This is a genomic window from Thermodesulfobacteriota bacterium (assembly GCA_026415035.1).
In the GTDB taxonomy this organism is placed as follows: Bacteria; Desulfobacterota; BSN033; order BSN033; family UBA1163; genus RBG-16-49-23.
In genome coordinates, this window is the sequence record JAOAHX010000005.1 from 1 (window position 1) to 25,555 (window position 25,555).

The window sequence follows — 25,555 nt, forward strand, 5'->3', positions numbered from 1 at the left end:
AATCTTTTTTGGCATTGCCTTTGCTTTTCCTGCCTTCGGTCATGAAAAAGGTCCTCATTCTCGAACAGGAAAAGACGATCCGCCAATCCCTCCTCCATATCATGGAGCGCTACAGCGGTTTTGAGGTCTTTGCCGCCTCCTCCTTCAAAGAGGGTTTTTCCCTGTTCAAGGCCCTTCCCTTTGATATCGTTTTGTGTGGCCATCGACTGCCGGATGGCGATGGCCTTGAGATCCTCAGAGAATGGATGAAACAGAGGCCCCAGCTCATCTCGGTCCTGATGACGGCCTCCAATGATGAGCGATTGAAAGTCGAGGCCAAGAAGGCCGGGATAAGGGGTTATCTGGAAAAGCCTTTCGATTTGAGACAGTTAGAAGAGGCCATCGGGAGCTCCGAGATGGCCCTTCCGTTCTCCAATGGTGTGCTCTCGTGTTAAGCGAATTCGAGATGAAAGGAGGTGAAAAGGAATGACCAAGAGGATGCTCGTTTGGACACTGGCCTTTGCCTTCGCCCTGGCGATGGTCAGCTTCACCGTGGCCCAGGACAAACCGAAGGTCCCCGCATGGCAAACCACCGTCGTTAAGGATTGGGTGGCGAAAGCCAAGGCGGAGATCAAGAAGGTGACCCCTGCGGATGTGAAGGCTGCCATCGACAAACAGGAGAAGGCCTTCATCCTGGATGTCAGAGATCCCGAGGAGTATAAGGCGGGACATCTCCCAGGGGCCATCAATGTCTCCAGAGGCAAGCTGGAATTCACCATTTGGGATAGGATTCCGGACAAGGAGGCCAAGATCTATGTCTATTGCCTGACGGCGGCCCGCTCCGCGTTGGCCACCAAGACGCTGAACGAGTTGGGCTACAAGAATGCCGTCTTGATGGATGCCCACTTCGAAGATTGGGTAAAGGCGGGATATCCCGTATCGAGGTAAACTTCAACCCTCCCCCTTGCAATGAAGGGGGAGGACTTTTTTGAAAGACTCTATAGGGTCAAATGGATTCCAAAGAACTGCGGTTATCACGAAGGGGGTTTCTTAAGGCCTCGACGGCTGCGGCCGGCGTCTTCGCCTTGGGTTACGATCTTCTCGATTTCAACCGATGGGCCGAAGCGAACGCAGAGAACCCCATCCGAAAGGTCCCGACGATTTGCAATGGTTGCGGCAATCGATGCGGGATCATCGCCTATGTTAAAAACGGGCGATTGTGGAAGATAGAAGGCAACCCCGAAGCGAATGGAAATCTTGGAGTCGTCTGCCCAAAGGGTCACGGGTATCTGTATGATTTATATAATCCTTCCCGGATCAAAGGCCCTCTGAAGCGGGTGAACGGCCGTTTTGAGCCCATTTCATGGGAACAGGCCTACAAAGAGATCGCTCAAAGGCTCAACCTCATACTATTAAGTCACGGCCCCCAGAGTGTTTTCTGGCTTAATTACCCGCAGACCAATCACCTCTATGCTCTGAGATTGATGCATGCCTTAGGCAGCCCACACTATTTCACCCATGGGTCCACCTGTTACACTGCGAGAAATGCAGGGTGGGTTTATACGGTGGGAGAACTCCCTTCCAACGATCTGGAGCATTCGAAATATATTTTGATCATCGGCCGAAACCCAGCCGGAGGGATCGATTTGGCCGAAGTCAAGAAGATGACCAGAGCGAAAGAGAAAGGGGCCAAGGTGGTCGTCGTAGACCCGCGCCATAGCGAGACGGCCATCCTTGCCGATGAGTGGCTGCCCATCAAGCCCGGCACCGATTTAGCTCTCCTTTTAGCTATGATCCATGTGATGGTCAAGGAAGGGATTTACGACAGAAAGTTTGTAGCCGAGAAGACCGTAGGTTTCGAGCAGTTGGAAGAACAGATCGTCAATTATCCTCCCGAGTGGGCCGAAAAGGTGTGTGAGATTTCAGCGGGAACCATCGTTCGTCTAACTCGGGAATTGGCCCGGGCCAAACCGAAATGCTTGATTCACCGTGGCTACCATGCCGCCTTTGGAGCCCAGTATTTGAACAGTTTCCAAACCGCCCGGGCTCTGGCCATCGCCAACAGCCTCTTAGGAAATATCAATCGTGAAGGAGGCATTTACTTCCCAAAGACGGCGGTCCTCGGAGAGCTGCAACCCATACATCCCGCTCCCGACCTCCCCGACATCGGAAAGCTGGATGGTACAGGCGTTCCCGGAAGATATCCTCTGGGAAGTTATGGAGACGGGATCGCTCATGCCATACCGGAGCTGGCCTTGAGGGGTGAGCTGAGAGCAGGGTTCGTATATCATAACAACCCCCTGAGGACCAATCCTAATCCCAAACGGGTGATCGCGGGTTATCAGAAATTGGAACTTTTAGTCGTGATTGATACCGTTCTCTCGGAGACGGCCTCCATTGCCCATTATGTTCTACCAGAATCCTTTTATTTAGAGCGGACAGAGGCAATCGACACGAAGCATAGTGGAAAACAGGCACAGGTGAGCCTCCAACAGCAGGTGGTCAAACCCCTGTTTGACACCAAACCGGGAACCCAGATCATCATCGAACTGGGCAGACATTTGGGGGTAGGGAAGTACTTTAACTTCGATATCGAAGAGGCCAACCGATTGAGGCTGAAACCTTTGGGAGTGACCTTAGAGCAGTTGAAGGAGAAGGGGGTCTTGTCTGTCGGCGAGCGTTGGAAAGAAGGATTCGACAAATTGAATACCCCTTCCGGTAAGGTCGAGATTTACTGTCAAACCTTGGATCGGCTTGACATCCCACCAATTCCCCGATGGGAGGAACCTTTGGTTTCGCCCGACCCGAACGACCCCCATTCGTTCCGTCTGCTCCATGGGAAGCAGGCGATCCATACCCATGCCATGACCGCCAACCAACCGATCCTCATGTCGATCAGCAAACGCTATGACATGATCCGGCTTTGGATGAACAGACAGCGGGGCCTTCGATTGGGATTGAAAGATGGTGATTGGGTGATGCTGGAATCACAGGTCGGAAAAGGAAGGATCCGGGTCCGCCTCACAGAAGGAATCCATCCCTCGTGCGTATGGCTTCCGAGCGGGTACGGAATCTTCTCCAAACATTTAAAGACCGCCTATGACGTTGGTCTTTCATACAATGACTTTCTTCCCACCTATTTCGATCCGACCGTGGGCCATGTGATGGCCTCGGAGATCGTGGTGAAGGTGAGGAAGGCCAATTCGTAAAGAAGGAAGAAGGCCCGGGAGGAGGGAACCCTCGGGCTGGACGCGTGCCTCCGGTGTATTATGGCTCGATATGGAATGGTGATCGATGAAACGAAATGTGTGGGGTGTCATGCTTGTCGGGTGGCCTGCCACAACCAGAACGGCCTTGACGAAAAAGAGGCTTACAATCACCTCGAAGAGAGGGAGTATGGGACATTCCCCAATTATGGCCGTGAGTTTCTCCCTGTCCAGTGCCAGCACTGTGACAACCCTCCCTGTGTCAAGGTCTGCCCTACAGGGGCGTCCCACAAAAGGAAGGACGGGATCGTCTTGGTCCATAAGGAGAAGTGCATCGGCTGTAAGTATTGCATCGCGGCCTGCCCGTACAATGTCAGGATCATTAAAAAAGAGGGGTATATCGAGAAGTGCCGTTTTTGCATCGAATTTATCGAGAAAGGGGAGAAGCCTGCCTGTATGACCACCTGTATGACGGGGGTGCGGATGTTCGGGGATCTGGACGATCCCAATAGCGAGATTTCCCGCTATATTGTCAAACATAAGCTGAAACAGTATAAGGCGGAGTTGAACACGAAACCGAGAATTTACTACAGGAGAGGATAGCGGAATGACCTCGGAGGAAAAGGCAGATCTTTGTCAGCTGCTGGCGATCCTCTTCGCCCCTCCTGATCGGGAGGCGATCAAAGAATGGACCGAACGGAGAGGTTTCTCGTTTGTCGAGGCCTTTGGGAAGATGGGGAAGGGAAACGAGACCCTTTTCAGGGGTGTCCTTCTGGAGGATCCTCAAGAAAATGGATTCGAGAGGTTACGGTCCGAATATTTTCGGCTCTTCGAGAATGAGGGGGGGGTAAAAATTTCATTGGTCGAATCTTGTTATAAACCCTGGACTCGAGATCCTGATTGTCTCCTTCCTTTCGCCCGAGAGAAGGGCTTCTTGATGGGTGATTCGGCACTTCACCTCTCAGCGCTCTATCAATATTGCGGGCTCGAGGTTCCGGATCTCTTCAAGGGCATGCCGGATCACCTTGTCCTGGAATTGGAATTCTTGTCGTTCCTATACCGTCATGGCAGGGAGCGGGAGGCTCGAAGATTCATTGAAGATCATCTCGATTGGATTCCCTCGCTCGTCGAGATGTGCCAGAGTGTTCAAGCCCATCCCTTCTACCTATCCCTGGTGGAGCTCCTTCGGCTTTTTTTGGATAGCGAGAAGGTGCGTTTGGAGAAGGAAGAACATGGAGAGAAGGAGATTGATCCAACGGAGCTTTGAGGCCTTGGTGCTGGCCGGTTTGGTGATATTAGGGGGATGTTCGAAGAAAGACCCTCCTTCTACGTTTGGGAACCAAGAACATCTCTGGAGGATGTTGAGCGGTGAGGAGAAGGTAGAGGAGCCGATCGAGTTGGCTTCGACCAAACAGACCCCCGCCCTCTATCGAGATGCCTCGATGGGAAAGGCGGATCCCTCTTTCGTCCCGAAGATCGGAGGGGGGTGAAGTTAATTGGTCATCCGTCGGGGACGGATCTTCACTTTTGTGGCCAAGACGTGGAAGAGATTCGGAGAGGAGAAGTCAGATGTTTATGGAGGGACAAATCCTCGTCTACTGGAATTGGATTGTGGCAATTGACCTATTCGCTGCCGGCCTGAGCGCAGGCGCCTTTATCATTTCGGCTACGGCCTACTTCTTAGGACGGGAGAGGTATGAGACGATCACCCGGATTGGAGCCTATATCGCTCCTTTCCCTGTTCTCATCGGGATTGCGGCCCTTATATACGATCTTGAACGACCTCACCTTTTCTGGAAATTATTCCTCACCTTTCAGCCCAGTTCAGTGATGTCTCTGGGGTCTTGGTTGCTTCTCTTCTTCTCCTTTTTCAGTATGGCCCATTTTTATCTCTGGCTCCCTGAACGGTATGACATTTTGAGATTGATCCCGGCGATTCGGGCCAACCGTCTACTGGCCCGACTGGGGGGGGAGAATTTGACCGTAGCCCGAGGGTTGATCGCCGGGTTCGGAATTCCCATCTCGATCGGGGTTGGAATCTACACCGGAGTTCTTTTAGGTGCTCTGACCGCAAGACCCTTCTGGAACAACCCCATGTTGCCAATGCTTTTCTTGATCTCTGCCATGATGACGGGGTCGGCTGCAATCTGTTTTGTGGGCTGTTTCATTAAGGGATTCCGTGGTATGAGTCGGGAGGCGGTCAATACGAATAAGTTCATGATTCATTCCATCGATTTTACCTTGATGGTCTTTTCGATCATCGCGGTCTTCCTCTTCGTCCTTGGACTCTATGTGTCGCCTCGGAGCTCGGTGGCAGCTGTCCACCTCATCATTGGCGGGGAGTTCACTTTTCACTTCTGGTTCTTCGTCGTAGGGATAGGGATCGTCGTTCCCCTGGCCTTGGAGGTCTATGAGCTCATCCCCCATTACATCAAGCACGTGGAATTGCGAGAACACAACCCCTGGATCTCCGGCGTGATCACCACCTCCGTTCTCATCGGCGGGTTCGTGATGCGTTATATCGTCATATATGCCGGTCAGATGGCCCATATCATAAGCTCGTAACAAAACGGATCAACCTTCCTTCCCACCCCGTCCTCCCAGACAGGACCGTTCTATGCCCGTTGAACCTCCTTTGTTTTTTTAGAACTTACGAACGATTCCCAGGGAGGGATGGGTCATCGATTCTCCCCCCTTCGCCCCTTTCCAGATTTCCCTTGCTTTTCAAGGGAGGCCTTGAGGGGGGGAGATGCGAAACCATTCCATTTGGGTTATAAGAAGGCCAAACGATTTCATCTACACAAGGAGGTTTGAGCATGGGAGCGATGAGGATCAGATTCGGGATGAGGATGATTCCATTGGTCGTCATTGTCCTTCCGGTGCTTTTCACCACAATCGCCTGGGGAGATCCACAGAAGATCCTTTCAGCCATTGAGGCCAATGCCAGCAACTGCAAAATGGTTTCTCAGAAGATTTTCGATTTTAAAGAGCTGGGCCAGCAGGAGTTTAAGAGTTCCGCCCTTCTCAAAGAGGAGTTGCAGAGATTGGGGTTTACGGTCGAGGGGGATCTGAAGGTCCCGGCCGACCTGGTGAAAGATGGGATCGCCAAGACCGCCTTCAAGGCCGAATTAAAGGGAAAAGGGCCTGGGCCCACCATCACGATCATGCTCGAATACGACGCCCTGAAGAATGGCCACTCCTGCGGCCACAACCTGATCGCAGGATCGGGTTTGCTCGCTGCGGCAGGGCTGGCCAGCGTGATGAAGGAGACCCCTGGACGGCTCTGGGTGATTGGTACGCCCGACGAAGAGAGAGGTTCCCTGGGCGGCGGAAAGATTGCTCTACTCGAAGGGGGATACTTTGAGGGATCAGATATTGTCTTCATCACTCATCCGGCAGATCGCTGGAACGCCGATATGCGTTACCTGGCGATGAAAAGGGCCACCTTTGTCTTCAAAGGTAAGGCATCCCATGCCGCCGCGGCTCCCCACAAAGGGATCAGTGCCCTTGATGCGGTGATCCTGACTTTCAATGCCACCGATATGTTGAGGGAGCACGTCCGTCAGGATGTGCGGATCCACGGGATTATCAAAAAGGGTGGAGATGCGGTCAATATCGTCCCGGAAGTTGCCGAGGCGGAATTTGCAGTACGGGCACTCGACACGACCACGATGGAGGAGACGTATCAGAAGGTCGTGAATTGTGCCAGGGCCGGAGAGCTCGCTACGGGCGCCAAACTGGAATTCAAGGAACCGAGGACCTCCTTAAAGGCACCGATCGTCATCCCTGCCCTGACCCAATTGGTCCTCGATAAGGCCAAATCCCTGGGCGTTCCCGAGAGCGAAATCAAACCCTCCACAGACTCCGGCTCTTCGGATCTCGGGAATGTGGGAAACGCCTTTCCGACGGTTGAGCTCAAGTTTAAGATCGCTCCCGAAGGGACCCCAGGCCATTCCGATGCCTTTAGGGATTATGCGGGTTCCGAGGAGGGATGGAAGGCGGCGGTGATCACGGCCAAAGCCATTGCGCTTGCGGCCTACGATTTACTCATCCGTCCTGACAAGGTAAAGGCCATTCAGGAGGCCTTTAAAGAACTGAAAGCCAAAGAAGGGAAATAAAGGGTCGAACGGGGCAAAAGGTCGGGACGAAAGGCGAGGGGCACCTCGCCTTTTTTTTAACCCATTGAAAAATCTATATATTTTACTTGTGAAAAAGTTTTTTTGACCCTCTGGGTTTGAGGTATTATATTTTGTTTCGTTAAGAAAAAGGATCTGTGGCCAAGTAAAGCAAACCCCCCCTTTTTCCCCCGATCCCGGGTTTTAACCCAGGCATTGTACAACCAAAGGAAAGAAGCCATGGACGAGATCCGTTATCAGAAATTATTGGCAACCCGAATTTGTGATCTCGGCCTCGATGTGAATGAGAGCATGGCCGAGTATTTCAGAAGGTTGAAAAAGGAGCTCAAAGCCCATCGGATCCTTCTCTGGCCCGATTTCTATTTTGGTAACGAATGGGGCTGCGTCAACAAGAAGATTTCCATCAGCATCCCCTTCTATTACGGCATGCCAGAATTGAAGGAGCTGGAAGGAGACCTCCCTACGAAGGAGGGGATCATCAAGACCCTCCGCCACGAAACGGGCCATGCCGTGAACTATGCCTACCGACTTTATCAGAGAAGGGACTGGAGGGAGCTTTTTGGGGATTTTAACAAGAAGTACCAGGATGGTTATCTTCACCGGGTCAACCCCTGGTCGAAGAGTTATGTCCGTCACCTCCATTACTTCGGCGATCCCCACTACGCCCAGAAGCACCCCGATGAGGATTGGGCAGAGACCTTTGCCATCTGGCTCGATCCAAAATCAGACTGGGAGAAGAGATATCGGAACTGGCCGCAGGCCTTTGAAAAACTGGCCTATGTGGACACCTTGATGGACGAGATCGCAGGGGTCGAGCCGGTCAACCTCCAAATGAAACGGGAGGGAGAATACACGACCATTGAGGAGACGGTTTCCGAGTGGTGGGGGTTGGACGGCGAGATGCTCGATCAGGAGCTCCAGGAGTTTATTCACGATATGAACGAACTGTTTATCCAACCCGACCGTGGCCGGAAGCGAGTGGTTCCTGCCTGGAGATTGATCCGGAAGTATGCGAGGCTTTTGACCGAGCAGGTGAGCCAGTGGATCTCGGGATCGAACAAGCATACGGTTCGAAAGATCCTCCGACGCTGGGAGGCCATCTGCCGCAACGAATCGCTGGGCTTCCTCCCCGAAGAAGAGGATCGGAAGTTGATCGAACTGACCACCCTCCTCACCTACCATGTCGTGGACGACGTCCATCACCTCCGGAGTTAGAAAAGGGGAGGGGTCGGGGGTGGGGAACTTAACCCGAAATCATCTTCTTAAATTCTTCTTCGGTAAGGGTGTGGATGCCCAACTGCCGGGCTTTGTCCGCTTTTGAACCGGGGTCCTCTCCGATGACGACGAAATCGACCTTCTTCGAGACGCTGGAGGCCGTTTGGCCGCCCAGGGATTCCACCAGGTTTCGGGCCTCCTCCCTCCCAAAGGATTGGAGTTTCCCGGTGAAAACGAAGGTCTTTCCGGCCAGCTTTCCTTTTCGTCGGGGCTGCGGTTCGATCAGTTGGATGCCTGCCCTTCTCAATCGCTCGATCGACTCCCGGTTCTTTTTGTCCCTGAAGAATCGCACCACGCTGGCGCTCACCTCAGGCCCGATCCCCTCCACCTCCATCAGCTCTTCTTCGGAGAGGCCGAAGAAATCCTCCAGCCTCGGGAAATGGCGGGCCAGGTCCTCCGCCGTGGTCTCCCCGACATGGTGAATGCCCAGGGCATAGAGGAATTTACCGAGGGGTTTCGTCTTGCTCCTCTCGATGGCGTCGATGATATTTTGTGCCGATTTGTCCGCCATCCTCTCCAGGGCGATCAAATCCTCCTTTTGGAGATAGTAGAGGTCCGCCACGTCCTTGACGAGGCCCCTGTCCACAAGCTGATCGATCAGTTTGACGCCCAGCCCATCGATATCCATTGCCCTCTTGGAAGCAAAATGCCTGATCCGGCCTTTGAGCTGGGCCGGGCAGTCCAGGCCGATACAGCGGTAGAGGGCCTCCTCCTTTACCACATCGGCCCCGCAGGCCGGGCATTTCATGGGCATTCGGAACTTTTTCTCCCTTCCGGTGCGCCGGGAGGGGATGACCTGAACCACTTCAGGGATCACGTCTCCTGCCCTCTGGACGATGACCGTATCGCCGATCCTTACGTCGAGCCGGTCGATCTCGTCCTGGTTGTGGAGGGTCGCGCGGCTGACCTCTACCCCTCCCACTTTCACCGGTTCCATGACCGCCACCGGCGTGAGCACACCCGTGCGCCCTACCTGAACGATGATGTCGAGAATTTTAGTCGTCTCTTGTTTGGGGGCAAATTTGAAGGCGAGGGCCCAGCGGGGGCTTCTGGAGATTTCTCCCAGCCTTGCCTGAAGATCGAGACGGTCGACCTTGATCACGATGCCGTCGATCTCGTAAGGGAGCTTCTCCCGCCTTTCGTTCATCTCGTGATAGTAGTCGATGACCTCCTCGATATGACGACAGTGTCGGATGTGGGGATTGGTTCTCAATCCCCATTTCGGCAACGTCTTAAGGATCTCGTACTGGGTTTTAAAGGTGAAGCCTCTGACCTCGCCGATGCCATAACAATAGATCTCGAGGGGACGCTCCCGGGTGACCTTTGGATCGAGCTGCCGGACGGAGCCCGCGGCGGCATTTCGGGGGTTGGCAAAGGGAGGCTCTCCCCTCTCTTCCCGCTTTCGGTTGAGGGCCCTGAATTTCTCGATCTCCATGATCACCTCGCCCCGCACCTCCAGCCGCTCCGGAGCGGGTAGTTCTTTTTGGATGAGGAGGAGCGGAATCGTCTTGATGGTGCGGAGGTTCTGGGTGATGTCTTCGCCGTTGATCCCGTCACCGCGTGTGGAACCGATGACCAAGGCCCCCTGTTCATAGACAAGCTCCACGGCCAATCCATCGAGCTTCGGTTCAGCGACATAGGCGATCTCGTCGGTCGTTCCAAGAAATTTCTTCACCCGCCTGTCGAATTCCCTCGCCTCCTTCTCATCAAAGGCGTTCGCAAGGCTGAGCATGGGGAGGGTGTGACGGACGATTTTAAAACTCTCCAGGGGAGGAGCCCCCACCCTCTGAGTCGGGGAGTTGGGCGAGCGGAGTTCCGGGTATCTCGCCTCCAGCTCCTCGAGCTCGCGCATGAGGCGATCGTATTGGGCATCGGAGATCTCTGGCTGATCGAGCACGTAGTACCTGTAGTTATGGTATTCGATCTCCTCCCTCAGCTCCTCTATCCTTTTTTTGATAGCCTCAGATGCCATGCCTTTCCATTTTAGGGATTGGCAAGCCTCCTGTCAAATGTCCGGTGAAATTGGGAGGAGGTAAGACCGATCTTCATCGAATGATCAACCCTTAGGCACACAAGATATGGGGTGGGAAGATCGGTATGGAGGTATATCTTGTTAAATCGAGAAAAGAGGGGGAAAATGCAAAATAAGTCCAAAAATTTACTTGACAAATTTCCATTTTAAAGGTATTTGTAATCGCTAAGTGGGAAAAAGTGGGATAAGGTGGTATGGTTCCTTGAGGATCGAGGGGTGAAAGCGTGTTTCGTGGGCGATATGAGCATTCCATAGACTCGAAAGGGCGTATCAGCATCCCTTCCAAGTTCCGGGAAATCCTCAATAAAAAGTATGATGATCGCCTGGTGATCACCAATTTCGACCACTGCCTCCTCGCCTTCCCCTACGAAGAATGGTTCCAGTTGGTCGAGCAGAAGATCGGCTCCTTCTCCATCCTGAGAAAGGAGACCAGTTCCTTTCTCAGGTTTTTCTATTCCAGCGCGATCGATTGCAATCTCGATACCCATGGAAGGCTCTTGATCCCCCCGACCTTGAGGGAGTACGCCAAATTGAAGAAAGAGGTGGTCCTGGTCGGGGAGGGGCGATTCTTCGAAATCTTTGCAAAAGAGCAGTGGCTGGAAGTGGCCCAACAGGCCGAAGAGGGATTCGATCAGATCAGGGATACCCTGGCGAATCTTGGGATATAGGTGCCCCTGCCGGGTAGGGACTTAGGTTCAAGAGCTCTGAATTGAACATTGAAGAAGGAGAGGGAAGGGATAAGACATATCCCGGTGATGGTCGAGGAGGTGATGGCGCTTCTCCGTTGCGAACCCGGTCGGATCTATGTGGATGGGACGTTGGGCGGAGGGGGCCACGCGGAAGAGATCTTGAGACGGACCGGACCCGATGGGGTCGTCGTCGGAATCGACTGGGACGAGAAGGCCATCGAAGAGGCCTCCCGGAGGTTGAAGCCCTACGGAGATCGGATCAGGACGGTGAGGGAGAATTTTACGCACCTCCCCGAAATCCTGAAATCGGCCGGCATCGAGGAGGTGGATGGAATCCTCCTCGATCTCGGCCTCTCCTCCCTGCAGATCGAGGACGAGGCGAGGGGATTTAGCTTCAGAGGGGAGGGGCCTCTCGACATGAGGATGGATGTGCGGTCTGAGGGGACGGCCGCAGATCTGGTGAACCGTCTATCCGTGCAGGAGTTAGAACACCTCCTGAGGGAGTATGGCGAGGAACGATGGGCGAAGCGAATCGCCAGGGCCATCGTGGAGGAACGAGAACGCGCTCCCATCCAGACCGCCCGCGACTTGAGCCGGATCGTCTACCGGGCGATCCCCAGACGGTCTCCGTCCAACCGGATCGATCCAGCGACCCGAACCTTTCAGGCCCTCCGTTTGGGGGTCAATCGCGAGCTGGAAAATCTAAAAGGGATTCTGGAGACCGGATGGAGGATGTTGAAGCAGGGCGGGCGATTCTGTATCCTCACCTTTCATTCCCTTGAAGACCGCCTGGTGAAACACTCCTTCCGGAGAATGGAAGAGGAGGGAAAGATGCGGGTCCTCACGAAGAGGCCCCTGACTCCTTCCAGGCAAGAAGTGAGGATGAATCCCCGTGCCCGAAGCGCCAAACTGAGGTGCGCCGAAAGGAGATGAAGGAAGCGAAGGTCCGAAGATCGGCCCGCACGGAAGGGGGGATGCTCTGGACCGAGGGGAAAGGCAAGCCCAAGGGTCAGGGCCTTCCCCTCCGGAAATTCCTTCTTTTCGGTTCGCTCCTCTGCCTCTTGGTGGGGGCCTCCCTCTTTTATGTCTGGACGAGGATTCGTGTCATTCAACTGGGCTACGACATCTCCAACGCCCTCCAGGAGAATCGGGCCCTTCTCGAGGCCAATAAGAGGATGCGTTTGGAGGTGGCCACCCTCAAATCCTTGGAGCGGATTGAACGGATCGCCGTCGAGGAGCTGAGGATGGTCAAACCCAAACCCGATCAGGTGATCGTGATCCGATGAGACGGAAGCCCATCAACTGGTTCAAGATCAGGGCCATTTTCATCTCGATCGTGCTCTTCGGCTCTTTTCTCTGCATCGTTGGCCGGATGTTTCAGCTGCAGGTCCTCAAGAAGGAGGAGCTCTACAAGTTAGCCGCCAGGCAACAGTTGAGCCAGATCCCGATGGTCCCGAAACGGGGGGCGATCTGTGACCGGCGCGGCAATGAGCTGGCCGTGAGCATTGAGGTCGATTCCGTCTATGTCGATTCACGAAAGATCGTCGAAACGGAGAAGGCCTTTCTCAACCTCTCGGCCCTCTTTCCAGACGACCCGAAGGAACTGAGGAGGAAGTTGACGAGCAAGAGGTCTTTCGAGTGGATCGCCAGAAAGATCTCTCCCAGAGAGAGTGAGGCCGTAAGGGCCCTGCAGCTTCCAGGCCTCCATCTCCTCCGGGAGAACCAGCGATTCTACCCTTATGGCCAACTGGCGGCGCAGGTGGTCGGGTTCGTGGGGCTTGACGGGAACGGCCTCGAGGGGGTTGAGCGGCACTACGATGCCCTGCTTCGTGGCAAGCCCGATCTCCTGACAGCCGAAAGAGATGCCAAGGGGCGGCTGTTGTGGACGGCCGGCGATCCCCGGGCGATCCTCAGAGAGCCTGTCCATCAGAACATCTTCCTCACCCTCGACAAACAGATCCAGCACGTGGCTGAAACGGAACTGAGCCATTCGGTCCAGAAGTGGGGGGCGAGCGGAGGGATGGTTCTCGTCATGGATCCGAAGACCGGCAGGGTGCTGGCCATGGCCTCCTATCCCTTTTTCAATCCCAATCAATTTCTGCAATACTCTCCCCGTTCGTGGAGGAATCGGGCCATTTCGGACGTCTTCGAGCCGGGGTCCATGTTCAAGGCCTTTTTAGCGGCTGCCGTTTTGGAAGAGAAGGTCGTTCAACCCCACGATTCGTTCTATTGCGAAAACGGGTCCTACACCGTGTCGGACTGGACGATCCGGGACTCTTCGAAACATGGGTGGCTGACCTTTCAACAGGTCATCAAGGTGTCGAGCAATATCGGCGCAGCGAAGGCAGCCGAAAAGATCGGCAAAGAGAGGTTCTACCGATACCTCTGTCACTTCGGATTTGGAGAGCGGACCCAGATCGGCCTTCCCGGAGAGGCCAAGGGGATTGTCAGGCATCCGAGATACTGGCCTCCCATCACCCTTCAGACGATCGCCTTCGGTCAGGGCATCGCCGTGACAGGCATTCAGATGGCAAGCGCCTTCTCCGCCATCGTCAATGGAGGGGTGCTCATGAGGCCGCAGATTGTGGAGAAGATCACCGATGAGAAGGGAAGGGAGGTCCAGTCCTTCCAACCCGAGGAGGTTCGGAGGGTCATCTCGGAGGAGACCAGCCGGAAGGTCATGGCCCTGCTCAAAGGGACGACCGAAAAAGGCGGGACAGGCGAACAGGCCGTTCCACAGGGTTACGAGGTGGGAGGAAAGACGGGAACGGCGCAGAAGGTCGATGGCGTTACGAGCGGATATTCCGAAGACAAATACACGGCCGGGTTCATCGGATATGCCCCTGCCGAAAACCCGATGATCGTGGTGCTGGTCGTGATCGATGAGCCGAGAGGATCCCATTATGGAGGGACAGTGGCTGCCCCCGTGTTCAGGGCGATTGTGGAGAAGGTCCTTCCCTCTCTCAACATCCTTCCCCGAGGAACCCTCGTCCTCAAGAAAGAGGCGGGTCCTCTGGAGCCTGAACCGGAGAGAGCCTGGCCTCCGATCGAAGGAGTCCGGATGGGAAAGGGGGCGGAGAAGGTGGTGATGCCCGATCTCACCGGATTGCCGATGAGGACGGCCCTGAGCCGAATCGAAGGAAAGGGTTTGATCATCCGGGTGTCGGGAAGCGGACGGGTGGTAGAACAGATCCCCAAACCTGGGACCGTGATCGATCGGGGCGAGATCTGTTATCTGAAGTTCGAATCGTCTTCGTAGGAGAGGGGATGGCTTCACGGAGGACCTCGAAGGTCGAACGTTTTAACGGGGGACCATGGACCTGAGGCAATTGCTCGAAGGGGTGGCGGTGAGAAAGATCGACGGGAAGACCAACCCGGAGATCGCCGGCGTCGCCTACCACTCTCAACAGGTCGATCGGAATTTTCTCTTCGTGGCCATACGAGGCCTAGAGGTGGATGGCCATCGCTTCATCGGTGAGGCCGTCCGGAGGGGGGCGGTGGCGGTCCTCATGGAGGAAGGAGTCGCTCCGGAAGGCGTCACGGCCGTCTTCGTCGAAGATAGCCGGAGAGCCCTGGCAAGGGTGGCCTCAAACTTTTACGGCGACCCCTCATCTCGGCTGAGCCTGGTGGGGGTCACCGGCACGAACGGAAAGACCACGACCACCTATCTGATTGAATCGATCTTGAAACGGGCCGGGAGGGCCACCGGCGTGATCGGGACGATCAACTATCGTTACGGCCAGAAGACGATTCCGGCGCTCAATACCACCCCGGAGTCCCTCGATCTCCAGAGGATCCTTCGGGAGATGGGGGATCACGGGGTTTCCCACGTGGTCATGGAGGTTTCCTCCCATGGCCTCGATCTGGATCGGGTCGCGGGATGCCACTTCGATGCCGCGGTCTTCACGAATTTCACCTCCGACCATCTCGACTATCATCAGACGCTCGAGCATTATTTTGAGAGCAAGAGGAAGTTCTTCAAGAAATTCTTGTTGGAGAGCCAGAAGGCCAAGAGGTTCGCCGTGACCAATGTGGATGATCCGAGGGGGGAGGAGATCGTGAAGGAGGTCCCTCTCCCCCTCGTCCGGTATGGCCTGGAACGTCCTGCCGAGGTCTCGGCCTCGGAAGTGACGCTCTCCTTCGAGGGGCTTTCCTGTCGGGTCAGGACGCCGGAGAACGATTTTCCTGTTCGATCTCGCCTGACCGGACGGTTCAACCTCTACAACCTCTTGGCCGCCGTGGCCACCGGTTATGGCCTTGGACTCCCTGCGGAGGTTTTGAAAGAGGGGATCGAAGCGGTGGAAGGGGTTCCGGGGAGGCTTGAAAAGGTAGAAAACCGGAAAGGCATCCACGTCATCGTGGATTATGCCCATACCCGGGACGCCTTGGAAAGGGTGCTGACTGGGCTGAGGGAGACCTTGGCCCGCTCTGACCGCGAGGGCAAGATCATCACGGTCTTCGGCTGCGGAGGAGACAGGGATCGGACCAAGAGGCCCCTGATGGGAGAGGTGGCTGCACGGTTAAGCGACCTGGTGGTGATCACCTCGGACAACCCGAGAACCGAAGACCCCCTGGCCATCCTTCAGGAGGTCGAAGCAGGCGTTCGCCCTCACGCCATCGAAGCCTTAGGGGAGGGTGGAAGGGAGTCGTGGCGTGCGAAGAAAGGGTATCTGAAGATCCCCGATCGAAGGCAGGCCATCCGAACGGCCATCGATCTGGCCGAGCGGGGAGACGTCGTCCTGATCGCCGGCAAAGGCCACGAGGATTACCAGATCGTCGGCAGGAAGAGGTTCCCCTTTGACGACCGTCTCGAGGCCAAACGGGCCCTGGAGGAGGAATGACCTTTACCCTCGAGGAGGTTTTGGAGGCTACAGGGGGAAGGCTCCTTTGCGGGAAAAGGGAGGTCGTCTTTCCGGCCATCTCGACCGATTCGAGAAGGATCACCGAGGGAGCCCTTTTCGTCGCCCTGAAGGGGAGGCGATTCGATGGCCATCAATTCGTCGTTGAGGCCCTGGCCAAAAGGGCCGGAGGCGTGCTGATCGAGGAGGGGAAGGCCGAAGAGGTTCAACGGGCGGCCCAATCCGAAAGGCCGGTCATCCTCGTGAAGGACACCCTTCGCGCCCTCGGTGACATGGCCAGGCATCGCAGGCAGAAGTTTGGTATTTCGGTCGTGGGGCTGACCGGCAGCAACGGAAAGACGACGACGAAAGAGCTAATCGCCGCCTGCCTTGAAACCTCCTTTCCGGTGCTCAAGACGATGGGGAACTTCAACAATCTGATCGGGCTTCCCCTCACCCTCCTCCAGTTGACCGGGAAGGAGAAGGTGGCTGTTCTCGAAATGGGAATGAATGTGCCGGGTGAGATCGGGCGGCTGACGGAGATCGCGGCCCCGGATGTGGGATTGATCACCAATATCCAGAGGGCCCACCTTGAGGGCCTGGGATCTCTGGAAAGGATCCAGCAGGAAAAAGGGGACCTCTTTCTGAAAATGAGACAGGATGGAACGATCATCGTGAATCTGGACGATCTCAGGGTGGTGGAACTGGGGAGGAAGTTTCCAGGCCGCAAGATCACGATCGGGATCGAAAACCGGGCCGATATCATGGCCAAAGAGATCCGAACCGAGGGACGAGAAGGCACTTCCTTTCGACTCTTCCACGAGGGAGGGGAGGCCGAGGTTCGACTCCCCTTGATCGGAAGGCATTTCGTCTATCACGGCCTCTTTGCAATCGCCACGGCCAAGCTCTTTGGAATCGGAACCGAGGAGATCCTGAAGGCCCTTGAGACCTTTCAACCCGCTCCCATGAGGATGGAGGTCCTCTCCCTCGAGGGCGGGGTGAACCTGATCAACGATGCTTACAATGCGAACCCGGATTCGATGGAGATGGCCCTCCGAACCCTCTCCGAGGTGAAAGGGGAGGGCCGGGCCATCGCGGTCTTAGGCGATATGTTGGAGCTGGGGGACTTTACCGTGGAGGCGCATCGCCAACTGGGACGGAAGGCCGCCCTGTTCTCCATCGACCTGCTCCTCGTCATGGGGGAGGAGGCCGCCCTCGTGGTGGAATCGGCCCTCCAGGCAGGGATGGCGCCTGATCGGGCCAAAAGGGTGTCGAGCCCTTCGGAGGCCGCTCGTCTCATAAAGGCCTTCGCCCGGCAGGGCGATTGGATCTTGGTGAAAGGGTCCAGGGGGATGGCCATGGAACGGGTGGTCGAGATCCTGAGGCGGGAGAAGGAGGAAAAAGATGCTCTATCATCTGCTCTACCCCCTTCATGAGTGGATCTCGGCCTTCAACGTCTTTCGATACATCACGATCCGGACCATCTATGCGATCCTGACGGCGTTGGTCATCAGTTTCGTCATCGGGCCCTGGTTGATCGAAAAGTTGAAGAGCTTACAGATGAGGCAGGTCGTGCGGGAGGATGTCCCCTCCAGACATCTTTCAAAGAACGGGACCCCGACCATGGGCGGAGGCCTGATCCTCTTGGCCTTTCTCCTTCCGACCCTTCTCTGGACCGACTTGACGAACCGTTACGTCTGGCTCGTCCTGTTGACCACCCTCGGCTTTGGCGTGCTCGGATTCGTCGATGATTACAAGAAGATCCAGGACAGGAACGGCATGGGGCTCAAGGCCCGATATAAATTTCCCATCCAGGTGGCCATGGGGTTGGCCGCAAGCGGGATCCTCTACGAGGCGATCGGCCTGGATTCGAGGCTCTCCTTTCCTTTCTTCAAGAGGCTGATGCCCGACCTCGGAGGGTGGTACGTCTTGTTCGGGATGTTCGTCATCGTGGGCACAGCCAACGCGGTCAATCTCACCGATGGGCTGGACGGGTTGGCCATCGGTCCGGTTCTCATCGCCAGCGGAACCTTCGTCCTATTCAGCTATCTGGCCGGCCATTACCAGCTGGCGAGCTACCTCCAGATCCCCTTTGTGAAGGGAAGCGGAGAGCTGACGATCCTGTGTGGATCGCTCCTCGGGGCGGGGCTCGGGTTTCTCTGGTTCAACACCTACCCGGCCCAGGTCTTCATGGGCGATGTGGGTTCGCTGGCCCTGGGGGCGTCCCTCGGAACGATCGCCCTCATCACCAAGCAGGAGTTCCTTCTGGTGATCGTGGGCGGGATCTTCGTGGCCGAGACGCTTTCGGTCATCATCCAGGTCGTCTCCTATAAGCTAAGACGGAAGAGGGTCTTCCGGATGGCGCCCATCCACCACCACTTCGAATTGAAGGGGTGGGCTGAACCGAAGATCATCGTCCGGTTCTGGATCATCGGCATCATCCTGGGTTTGATCGCCATCGGCACCTTGAAGTTGAGGTGAAGCGGAATCCCATGGATCTCAGGGGTCGGAAAGTCTTGGTCGTGGGTTTGGCCAGAACAGGGCTGGCCACCGTACGGTTCCTCCTGGAGAGAGGCGCCATCGTGAGCACTTCGGAGGCAAAGTCCGAAAGGGAGATGCAGGAGGTCGCCTCCCAGTTGAAGGGGGCCTCCATCCATTCCGAATGGGGAGGCCACTCGGTCGCTCTCTTCCTCGGTCAGGAGCTCATCGTTCTCAGCCCGGGGGTCGATCCTGGCCTTGAGCCGATCAGGAAGGCCTTGGATCGGGGGATCGAGGTGATCAGCGAGATCGAACTGGCCAGCCGTTACCTCTCTCTCCCCATGATTGCGATCACCGGCACCAATGGAAAGACGACGACGACCCTTCTCATGGCGGCGATGCTCAAGGAAGAAGGGAAGAGGGTCGGTGTCGGGGGCAACATCGGAGAGCCTTTGATCCGCTTCGTCGAGAATGGGGGTCGGTGGGAGATCCTGGTCGTGGAGGTTTCGAGCTTCCAGCTGGAAGGGATCGATACCTTTCGGCCTGCGGGTTCGGTCTTACTCAACATTACCGAGGATCACCTCGACCGATATCCGACCTTTGAGGACTACATCGAGGCGAAGCTCAGGATCTTTAAGAATCAGAGGCCCGAAGACATCGCCATTCTGAACCAGGATGACCCGATCATTCGGAAACACTTGGACCGGGTCAGGGCCAAGGCCTTCTTCTTCAGCCTCGAGCGAGAGGTGGAGGAAGGGTGTTTTTTAAACCGAGGCCAAATCCTTTTCCGGCGGGACGGGAGGGAAGAGACCTATGACCTGAGGCGGTCGGGCCTGAGAGGGATCCACAATGTCGAGAATGGGATGGCCGCGATCCTCGGGGCGAGGCTCTTCGGCGCTTCGAGAGAGGCGGTTCAGAGGGCCATCGACCAGTTCAGGGGGGTGGAACACCGCCTCGAATTTGTCCGGGAGATCGGGGGGGTGACCTATTATAACGACTCGAAGGGGACGAACGTCGGTTCTGTGGTCAAATCCCTCCAGAGCTTCGAGGCCCCGGTCATCTTGATCGCCGGAGGGAAGGACAAACAGACGGACCTCGGGCCCCTCAAAGAGTGGGTCCGGACCCGGGTGAAGCGGATGATCCTGATCGGCGAGGCCAAGGAGAGAATGGCCAGGGAACTGGGCTCCCTGACGGACACGGTGAAGGCCGAAACCTTGGAAGAGGCCGTGCGGCTGGCCCATCGGTCGGCGAGCCGGGGCGACGTCGTCCTCCTCTCGCCGGCCTGTTCGAGCTTCGACATGTTCAAGGACTACCAGGAGCGAGGGAAAGTTTTTAAGGAGGCGGTCAACCGGTTAGTAGAAGATCCCTCGGCCGGATCTTTAACGTGAGAGGGTTTCATCGGTGAAGACGAGGGGAAGATTCGACTTTATCCTGCTGGGGGCGGCCCTGATCCTGACCGGGATCGGGATCGTGATGGTCTATAGCACCAGCGCCATCCTTGCCGGAGACCGATTCGGGGACCCCTACTACTTCTTGAAGAGGCAGGCCCTTTACGCCGGAGCGGGCTGCCTGGCGATGATTCTGATGTGGTTCATCCCTCACGGGTTCTGGAGGCGGATGGCCTACCCCATCTTCTTCGCCTCGGTCCTTCTCCTGGTAGCGGTTCTGATCCCGGGCGTGGGTCATAAGGCGGGAGGAGCGATGCGATGGCTGAAGATCGGGGGATTCACCTTCCAACCTTCGGAATTGGCGAAAATGGGCCTGATCATCTTTCTGGCCTACTTTCTCACGAAGAAGGAGGAAAAGATCAAAAGCTTCTCCTTCGGATTCCTTCCCACCGTCTTCCTCTCGGGTCTGGTGATCGGCCTCCTCTTGCTGGAGCCTGATTTCGGCGCGGCCCTCTTTCTGGCCCTCATCGTCTTTCTCCTCCTTTTCCTCAGCGGCGCACGCGTCATCTATCTCTTGGGAGGGGTGCTTCTGGTTGCGCCTCTCCTCTATCTCCTCCTGATGAACGCGGAGTACCGCTACAAGAGGCTTGTCAGCTTCCTCCGGCCCTGGGAGGACCCCACGGGGACGAGTTTTCAGATCATCCAATCCTTTCTCTCTTTCGGTTCGGGAGGCCTCTTCGGCCTGGGGTTGGGGGAGGGGAGGCAGAAGCTCTTCTTTCTCCCGGCGCCCCACACCGATTTCATCTTTTCCATGATCGGTGAGGAGCTCGGGCTCGTGGGGGCCTTGGGGGTGGTGCTCCTCTTCTTCCTCATCATGGTCCGTGGGGTCCAGATCGGGTTGTCGGTTCAGGATAGGTTCGGCTCTTTTCTGGCGCTGGGGATCACCCTGATGATCTCGCTCCAGGCGATCATCAATATGGCAGTGGTGCTCGGGCTGCTTCCCACAAAAGGGTTGACCCTCCCCTTCGTCAGTTACGGGGGGACCTCTCTGATGGCCAATTTTATCGGGTTGGGGATCCTCCTCCGTCTTTCAACCCAGGCGGAGAGGCGATGAAATGGGTCATCGCAGGAGGAGGGACAGGAGGCCATCTCTTTCCCGGCATCGCCGTTGCCGAGGCCTTTTTGGAGAGAGAGGAGGAGAACGAGGTTCTCTTCATCGGCACCGAAAGAGGCCTTGAGGCGAAAGTGTTATCCGATGGAAGGTTCCCTTTAAAGATGATCCGGGCGATGCCCCTCATGGGAAGGCCGATCCTCGGCAAGGCGAGGGCCCTTTGGGCCATGCCGAGGTCGATCGGGGAGGCGATGAGGCTGTTGAAGGAGTTTCAACCCCATCTGGTGTTGGGGGTGGGGGGCTACGCCTCGGGCCCTGCCATCTTAGGGGCCGCCCTCCTCGGGGTGAAGCGGGCCATTCACGAACAGAACGTCGTTCCCGGGTTGACGAACCGGATGCTGAAGTGGTTCAGCCAACGGATTTTCATCTCCTTCGAAGAGACGAGGCCTTATTTTCCGGCGAAGCGGACCGTGGTCACGGGAAACCCGATCCGAAGAGAGATCCTCCGCTGTGCCGGCCTGCGGGAGAGAGGAGATCGGTTTACCCTCCTCATCTTCGGGGGGAGCTCCGGGGCCCACCGGATCAACATGGCCGTGGTCGAGGCCCTGCCCGGGCTTCAGGAGATGAGGTCGGCATGGCGATTTATCCACCAGACCGGGAAGGACGATCTGGAGGTCGTCTCGAAGGCCTACAGGGAAGGAGGGTTCGAGGCAGAAGTGGTCCCTTTTATCGAGCGGATGGAGCACTACTATCCCAAGGCCGATCTGGTGATCTGTCGTTCCGGGGCGAGCACCGTGGCGGAGCTTGCGGTTTGCGGAAAGGCCTCCATTTTGGTTCCCTATCCCTATGCGGCCCATCGCCATCAGTTGATCAATGCCCAGAAGCTGGCCGATCGGGGGGCAGCCAGGCTGATCCTGGACCGAGAGCTCAGCGGGCCAGTGCTCTCCGAGGCGATCCGTGACCTCTACCTCCATCCGGAAAAGAGGGAGGGGATGGAGCAGGCCGCCCGGACCTTTGCTCGACCCGGGGCGGCTGAGGAGATCGTGGATCAAGGTTATGCGTTGGTCAGGCGTTAAAGCCTGAGGGTGAAGCGTCTCTATGTATCGGAAGGTCAAGGTCAGAAACATCCACTTCGTCGGGATCGGTGGGATCGGCATGAGCGGGATTGCCGAGGTGCTGCTCAACCTGGGTTATCGGATCAGCGGATCGGACCTGAGGGAGACCGAGGTGACCCGGAGGCTTCAGGCCCTCGGATGCGAGATCCATTACGGCCATCAGAGGGAGAATGTGAAGGAGGCCGATGTGGTGGTCGTCTCTTCGGCCATTCGACCCAACAACCCCGAGGTGGAAGCCGCAGAGGAGAGGCTCATCCCGGTCATCCCCAGGGCGGAGATGCTGGCCGAACTGATGCGCATGAAGGTGGGCATCGCCATTGCTGGCACCCATGGAAAGACGACGACCACCTCTCTCATCGCAACCATCTTGGGCGCCGCGGGACTGGATCCCACCGTGGTGATCGGGGGAAGGCTCAACAGCATCGGGAGCAATGCGAGGTTGGGGCAGGGCGATTTTTTGGTGGCCGAGGCCGACGAGAGCGACGGATCGTTCCTGAAGCTGTTGCCCACCATCGCGGTGGTGACGAACATCGATCCGGAGCATCTCGACTACTACCATCATATCGAGGAGATCAAAGAGGCCTTCCTCCAGTTTCTGCACAAGATCCCCTTCTTCGGTTTGGCGGTGCTCTGCCTCGATCACCCCCATGTGCAGAGCCTCCTGCCCAAGGTCAAGAAGCGGTTCACCACCTATGGATTGACCACCCAGGCCGATTTTCAGGCCGAGGAGATCGACTACGAAGGGCTTTCCACCACCTTCAAGGTCCGCCACCTCCGGAGGGAGATCGGTCGATTGGAGCTTCGGATGCCAGGCCTCCATAACGTCTATAATGCGCTGGCTGCCCTGGCCACGGCCTTCGAACTCGATATCCCTTTTGACGTCGTCCAGGACTCCCTGAGAGAGTTCAGCGGCGTCCAGAGGAGATTTCAGATCAAGGCAGACCTCCAGGGGGTCCTCGTCGTGGACGACTATGGCCATCATCCCGTGGAGATCATGGCAACCTTGAAGGCGGCCAAGACGGGGTGGAGGAGGCGGGTCGTGGCCGTTTTTCAACCCCACCGTTATACCCGGACGCAGGCCCTCCTGAAGGAGTTTTTCACCGCCTTTAACGACGCCGATGTGCTTATCCTGACCGAGATCTATCCAGCGGGCGAGGAGCCGATCGAGGGGGTGGAGGCAAAGGTCCTCTTCGAGGGGATCAGGGAATACGGCCACAAGGATGTGACCTATCTGCCCGATAAGAAGGGGATCGTGGATCACCTGCTGGGGATCATCGCCCCCGGGGACATGGTCATCACCTTGGGGGCTGGCGATATCTATCAGGTGGCCGATGAGCTGGTGAAGCGCCTGGGAGGGGGCGGTAAGGCGGGGGTGGGCTCCATCTCATGGTGAGGGATTATCAACAGGAGGCTGTGGGATTGATCGAAGGAGAGGTGATCTTCGACGCGCCGATGAAACGCTATACCTCCCTCAAGGTGGGAGGGCCTGCGGATTGCTTGCTCTTTCCCAAGGATCTCGATGAATTGAGGAAGGTGGTTCTTCACGCCAAGGAGAAAGAGATCCCCCTTTTCGTTTTGGGCAACGGGACCAACCTCCTCGTCCTCGACGGAGGCATTCGAGGCTGGGTCGTCACCCTGAGGAAAGGGTTGAGGAGAATCCGGAAGGAAGGGGCCTACGTCGAGGCCGAGGCAGGCTGCGGACTCCAGGAACTGGTCCGGTTTTCCTTTCGCCACGGGTTGACGGGGTTTGAACCCTTTTTTGGAATTCCCGGGACCGTGGGAGGGGGGTTGGCGATGAATGCGGGCGCTTGGGGAGAGGAGATGGGAGACGTGGTCCGTTCCGTCTCCTTTATGGACGAAGCGGGCGAGGTCGTCGAGCGGCCTCGAACCGAACTCCGTTTCGCATACCGGCGTTTGGACTTCCCATCGACCTGGATCATCCTCAAAAGCTCCTTCCATTTGGAAAAAGGGGACAAGCAGAAAATCCATGATCGGATGACCTCTTTTTACGAGAGGCGAAAGAGGACCCAACCCCTCGACTATCCGAGCGCGGGGTCGATCTTCAAAAACCCCGAAGAGGGACCCGCGGGAAAGTGGATCGAGGAATCGGGGTTGAAGGGTTTCCGGATCGGCGAGGCGATGGTCTCCGAGAAACATGCCAATTTCATCATCAATTTGGGAAGGGCGAAGGCGGAGGAAGTGCTTCGGCTCATCGAGGAGATTGAAAGAAGAGTATACGAAGAGAAGGGCATCCGGCTCAAGAGGGAAGTGAAGGTGGTGGGTGAGGCATCATGGTCGTGAATGAGGAGAGCCCTAAGAGGGGGAACGGTCCTCGGACGAAGGAGCCCTCCCTCAAGTCCAAGAAGATCGGTGTCCTTTTCGGAGGGCTTTCTCGAGAGCGGGAGATTTCGCTCCGGACGGGAAAGGCGATCCAGAAGGCCCTTGCAGAACGGGGCTATCAGGTCTGCTGCATCGATGTGGGCCGGGATATCGCTGAACGGTTGACCAAGGCGAGGATCGAGGTGGCCTTCATCGCTCTCCATGGACGATACGGAGAGGACGGGACGATCCAGGGATTGTTGGAACTGATGGGGATCCCCTATACCGGATCGGGGGTGCTGGCCAGCGCCCTCTGCCTCCACAAGGTCATGGCCAAGAAGATCCTGATCCAGGAGAACCTTCCGACCCCACCCTTCCACAGCCTAAAACGAGAGGAGATCGAGAGGGGAGGGATGAAAGGGCTCCTCCTCTCCCTCCCCCTCGTGGTGAAACCGGCGAGGGAAGGCTCCACGATAGGCGTCTCCATCGTTCGAAAGGAGGAGGACCTTCAGGGGGCGGTGAGGGAGGCCCTGAAATACGACGACGAAATCCTGATCGAGGCCTTTGTGAAGGGGAAGGAGATCACGGTGGGCATTCTCAATGAGCTTCCCCTTCCCATCATCGAGATCGTTCCCAAGAGCGGTTTCTACGACTTCCATTCGAAATATACCAAAGGAGAGACCGAATACCTCATTCCGGCCCGGATCGGCAGGGAGAAATACCTCTACGCCCAGGAGATCAGCCTGAAGGCCTTTCAAGCCCTCGGTTGTTCTGACGTGGCGAGGGTCGACCTCATGACAGACGAGGAAGGCAATCCTTTCATCATCGATGTGAACACGATGCCGGGGATGACCGAAACGAGTCTCCTGCCGAAAGCAGCGGAGTATGTGGGCATCTCCTTCGGTGAACTGGCGGAGCGGATTCTCCTGGGGGCGGCATTGAAGATGGGGCGATGACCAAAACGGGGGGAGAGAATCCCTTCGAGGTGG

Annotated in this window: 23 protein-coding genes; 22 read left to right on the plus strand and 1 reads right to left on the minus strand. The window is 56.6% G+C overall.

The features are described 5' to 3' along the window. The 9 genes from N3G78_04460 to N3G78_04500 all read left to right on the plus strand — a co-directional run. Window positions 1-434, plus strand: a 434-nt coding sequence (locus tag N3G78_04460; GenBank protein MCX8117171.1) for a response regulator, incomplete at its 5' end; no start/stop codon positions are given. 31 nt (window positions 435-465) lie between these two features. Continuing rightward, window positions 466-927, plus strand: coding sequence for a rhodanese-like domain-containing protein (locus N3G78_04465; protein MCX8117172.1), 462 nt, complete (start codon window positions 466-468; stop codon window positions 925-927). A gap of 62 nt (window positions 928-989) precedes the next feature. After that, window positions 990-3,188, plus strand: coding sequence for a molybdopterin-dependent oxidoreductase (locus tag N3G78_04470; GenBank protein MCX8117173.1), 2,199 nt, complete (start codon window positions 990-992; stop codon window positions 3,186-3,188). Window positions 3,189-3,248: 60 nt separating this feature from the next. After that, window positions 3,249-3,788 (plus strand): 4Fe-4S dicluster domain-containing protein, encoded by a 540-nt coding sequence (locus N3G78_04475; GenBank protein MCX8117174.1) that lies wholly within the window; start codon window positions 3,249-3,251, stop codon window positions 3,786-3,788. A 130-nt stretch (window positions 3,789-3,918) separates the two neighbouring features. Beyond that, a complete protein-coding gene (locus N3G78_04480) occupies window positions 3,919-4,452 on the plus strand; it encodes a molecular chaperone TorD family protein (GenBank protein ID MCX8117175.1) in 534 nt (177 codons plus the stop codon). After that, a complete protein-coding gene (locus N3G78_04485; GenBank protein MCX8117176.1) occupies window positions 4,418-4,675 on the plus strand; it encodes a hypothetical protein in 258 nt (85 codons plus the stop codon). Before N3G78_04480 ends, N3G78_04485 begins: the two co-directional genes overlap by 35 nt. 85 nt (window positions 4,676-4,760) lie before the next feature. Continuing rightward, complete coding sequence (nrfD, locus tag N3G78_04490) at window positions 4,761-5,750, plus strand: polysulfide reductase NrfD (protein MCX8117177.1); 990 nt, start codon at window positions 4,761-4,763, stop codon at window positions 5,748-5,750. Window positions 5,751-6,010: 260 nt separating this feature from the next. Beyond that, window positions 6,011-7,303: a M20 family metallopeptidase gene (locus tag N3G78_04495; GenBank protein MCX8117178.1), complete on the plus strand. Its 1,293-nt coding sequence runs from the start codon at window positions 6,011-6,013 to the stop codon at window positions 7,301-7,303. 237 nt (window positions 7,304-7,540) lie between these two features. Further along, window positions 7,541-8,536, plus strand: a complete 996-nt coding sequence (locus N3G78_04500) for a putative zinc-binding metallopeptidase (protein MCX8117179.1) — start codon at window positions 7,541-7,543, stop codon at window positions 8,534-8,536. Between the two features lie 28 nt (window positions 8,537-8,564). Here N3G78_04500 and ligA read toward each other — a convergent pair whose 3' ends face one another. After that, the gene (ligA, locus tag N3G78_04505) at window positions 8,565-10,568 is read right to left on the minus strand and encodes an NAD-dependent DNA ligase LigA (protein MCX8117180.1); all 2,004 of its coding nucleotides are present in this window, start codon (window positions 10,566-10,568) and stop codon (window positions 8,565-8,567) included. Between the two features lie 284 nt (window positions 10,569-10,852). Here ligA and mraZ point away from each other — a divergent pair, with 284 nt between their 5' ends. The 13 genes from mraZ to N3G78_04570 are packed head-to-tail and all read left to right on the plus strand — an operon-like array spanning window position 10,853 to window position 25,522. Next, window positions 10,853-11,296, plus strand: coding sequence for a division/cell wall cluster transcriptional repressor MraZ (mraZ, locus tag N3G78_04510; protein MCX8117181.1), 444 nt, complete (start codon window positions 10,853-10,855; stop codon window positions 11,294-11,296). Window positions 11,297-11,344: 48 nt separating this feature from the next. Beyond that, a complete protein-coding gene (rsmH, locus tag N3G78_04515) occupies window positions 11,345-12,250 on the plus strand; it encodes a 16S rRNA (cytosine(1402)-N(4))-methyltransferase RsmH (GenBank protein ID MCX8117182.1) in 906 nt (301 codons plus the stop codon). Next, window positions 12,247-12,603: a cell division protein FtsL gene (gene ftsL / locus N3G78_04520; GenBank protein MCX8117183.1), complete on the plus strand. Its 357-nt coding sequence runs from the start codon at window positions 12,247-12,249 to the stop codon at window positions 12,601-12,603. Before rsmH ends, ftsL begins: the two co-directional genes overlap by 4 nt. Then, a complete protein-coding gene (locus N3G78_04525) occupies window positions 12,600-14,576 on the plus strand; it encodes a transpeptidase family protein (protein MCX8117184.1) in 1,977 nt (658 codons plus the stop codon). Before ftsL ends, N3G78_04525 begins: the two co-directional genes overlap by 4 nt. 55 nt (window positions 14,577-14,631) lie before the next feature. After that, window positions 14,632-16,158, plus strand: a complete 1,527-nt coding sequence (locus N3G78_04530; protein MCX8117185.1) for a UDP-N-acetylmuramoyl-L-alanyl-D-glutamate--2,6-diaminopimelate ligase — start codon at window positions 14,632-14,634, stop codon at window positions 16,156-16,158. Next, window positions 16,155-17,591: a UDP-N-acetylmuramoyl-tripeptide--D-alanyl-D-alanine ligase gene (locus N3G78_04535; protein ID MCX8117186.1), complete on the plus strand. Its 1,437-nt coding sequence runs from the start codon at window positions 16,155-16,157 to the stop codon at window positions 17,589-17,591. The genes N3G78_04530 and N3G78_04535 overlap by 4 nt, the downstream gene beginning before the upstream one ends. After that, window positions 17,560-18,636 carry a phospho-N-acetylmuramoyl-pentapeptide-transferase gene (mraY, locus tag N3G78_04540; GenBank protein MCX8117187.1) on the plus strand — a complete coding sequence of 359 codons (1,077 nt, stop codon included), beginning with the start codon at window positions 17,560-17,562 and terminating at the stop codon, window positions 18,634-18,636. The genes N3G78_04535 and mraY overlap by 32 nt, the downstream gene beginning before the upstream one ends. A gap of 11 nt (window positions 18,637-18,647) precedes the next feature. Continuing rightward, on the plus strand, window positions 18,648-20,021 hold the full coding sequence (murD, locus tag N3G78_04545) for a UDP-N-acetylmuramoyl-L-alanine--D-glutamate ligase (GenBank protein MCX8117188.1): 1,374 nt from the start codon (window positions 18,648-18,650) through the stop codon (window positions 20,019-20,021). 13 nt (window positions 20,022-20,034) lie between these two features. Next, window positions 20,035-21,135 (plus strand): putative lipid II flippase FtsW, encoded by a 1,101-nt coding sequence (ftsW, locus tag N3G78_04550; GenBank protein ID MCX8117189.1) that lies wholly within the window; start codon window positions 20,035-20,037, stop codon window positions 21,133-21,135. After that, the gene (gene murG, locus N3G78_04555) at window positions 21,132-22,208 is read left to right on the plus strand and encodes an undecaprenyldiphospho-muramoylpentapeptide beta-N-acetylglucosaminyltransferase (protein MCX8117190.1); all 1,077 of its coding nucleotides are present in this window, start codon (window positions 21,132-21,134) and stop codon (window positions 22,206-22,208) included. Before ftsW ends, murG begins: the two co-directional genes overlap by 4 nt. A gap of 22 nt (window positions 22,209-22,230) precedes the next feature. After that, window positions 22,231-23,640, plus strand: coding sequence for a UDP-N-acetylmuramate--L-alanine ligase (gene murC, locus N3G78_04560; GenBank protein MCX8117191.1), 1,410 nt, complete (start codon window positions 22,231-22,233; stop codon window positions 23,638-23,640). Between the two features lie 20 nt (window positions 23,641-23,660). Continuing rightward, entirely contained in the window at window positions 23,661-24,548 is an 888-nt protein-coding gene (gene murB, locus N3G78_04565; GenBank protein ID MCX8117192.1) for a UDP-N-acetylmuramate dehydrogenase, read from the plus strand. Further along, complete coding sequence (locus N3G78_04570; GenBank protein ID MCX8117193.1) at window positions 24,539-25,522, plus strand: D-alanine--D-alanine ligase; 984 nt, start codon at window positions 24,539-24,541, stop codon at window positions 25,520-25,522. The genes murB and N3G78_04570 overlap by 10 nt, the downstream gene beginning before the upstream one ends. Window positions 25,523-25,555 lie beyond the last annotated feature (33 nt).

Bases quoted from the DNA above. Each gene is read 5' to 3' on its own strand.
- N3G78_04465 (MCX8117172.1), top strand. From the start codon at position 466: ATGACCAAGAGGATGCTCGTTTGGACACTGGCCTTTGCCTTCGCCCTG.
- N3G78_04470 (MCX8117173.1), top strand. From the start codon at position 990: ATGGATTCCAAAGAACTGCGGTTATCACGAAGGGGGTTTCTTAAGGCC.
- N3G78_04475 (MCX8117174.1), top strand. From the start codon at position 3,249: ATGGCTCGATATGGAATGGTGATCGATGAAACGAAATGTGTGGGGTGT.
- N3G78_04480 (MCX8117175.1), top strand. From the start codon at position 3,919: ATGGGGAAGGGAAACGAGACCCTTTTCAGGGGTGTCCTTCTGGAGGAT.
- N3G78_04485 (MCX8117176.1), top strand. From the start codon at position 4,418: ATGGAGAGAAGGAGATTGATCCAACGGAGCTTTGAGGCCTTGGTGCTG.
- nrfD (MCX8117177.1), top strand. From the start codon at position 4,761: ATGGAGGGACAAATCCTCGTCTACTGGAATTGGATTGTGGCAATTGAC.
- N3G78_04495 (MCX8117178.1), top strand. From the start codon at position 6,011: ATGAGGATCAGATTCGGGATGAGGATGATTCCATTGGTCGTCATTGTC.
- N3G78_04500 (MCX8117179.1), top strand. From the start codon at position 7,541: ATGGACGAGATCCGTTATCAGAAATTATTGGCAACCCGAATTTGTGAT.
- ligA (MCX8117180.1), bottom strand. From the start codon at position 10,568: ATGGCATCTGAGGCTATCAAAAAAAGGATAGAGGAGCTGAGGGAGGAG.
- ftsL (MCX8117183.1), top strand. From the start codon at position 12,247: ATGAAGGAAGCGAAGGTCCGAAGATCGGCCCGCACGGAAGGGGGGATG.
- N3G78_04525 (MCX8117184.1), top strand. From the start codon at position 12,600: ATGAGACGGAAGCCCATCAACTGGTTCAAGATCAGGGCCATTTTCATC.
- N3G78_04530 (MCX8117185.1), top strand. From the start codon at position 14,632: ATGGACCTGAGGCAATTGCTCGAAGGGGTGGCGGTGAGAAAGATCGAC.
- N3G78_04535 (MCX8117186.1), top strand. From the start codon at position 16,155: ATGACCTTTACCCTCGAGGAGGTTTTGGAGGCTACAGGGGGAAGGCTC.
- mraY (MCX8117187.1), top strand. From the start codon at position 17,560: ATGCTCTATCATCTGCTCTACCCCCTTCATGAGTGGATCTCGGCCTTC.
- murD (MCX8117188.1), top strand. From the start codon at position 18,648: ATGGATCTCAGGGGTCGGAAAGTCTTGGTCGTGGGTTTGGCCAGAACA.
- murG (MCX8117190.1), top strand. From the start codon at position 21,132: ATGAAATGGGTCATCGCAGGAGGAGGGACAGGAGGCCATCTCTTTCCC.
- murC (MCX8117191.1), top strand. From the start codon at position 22,231: ATGTATCGGAAGGTCAAGGTCAGAAACATCCACTTCGTCGGGATCGGT.
- N3G78_04570 (MCX8117193.1), top strand. From the start codon at position 24,539: ATGGTCGTGAATGAGGAGAGCCCTAAGAGGGGGAACGGTCCTCGGACG.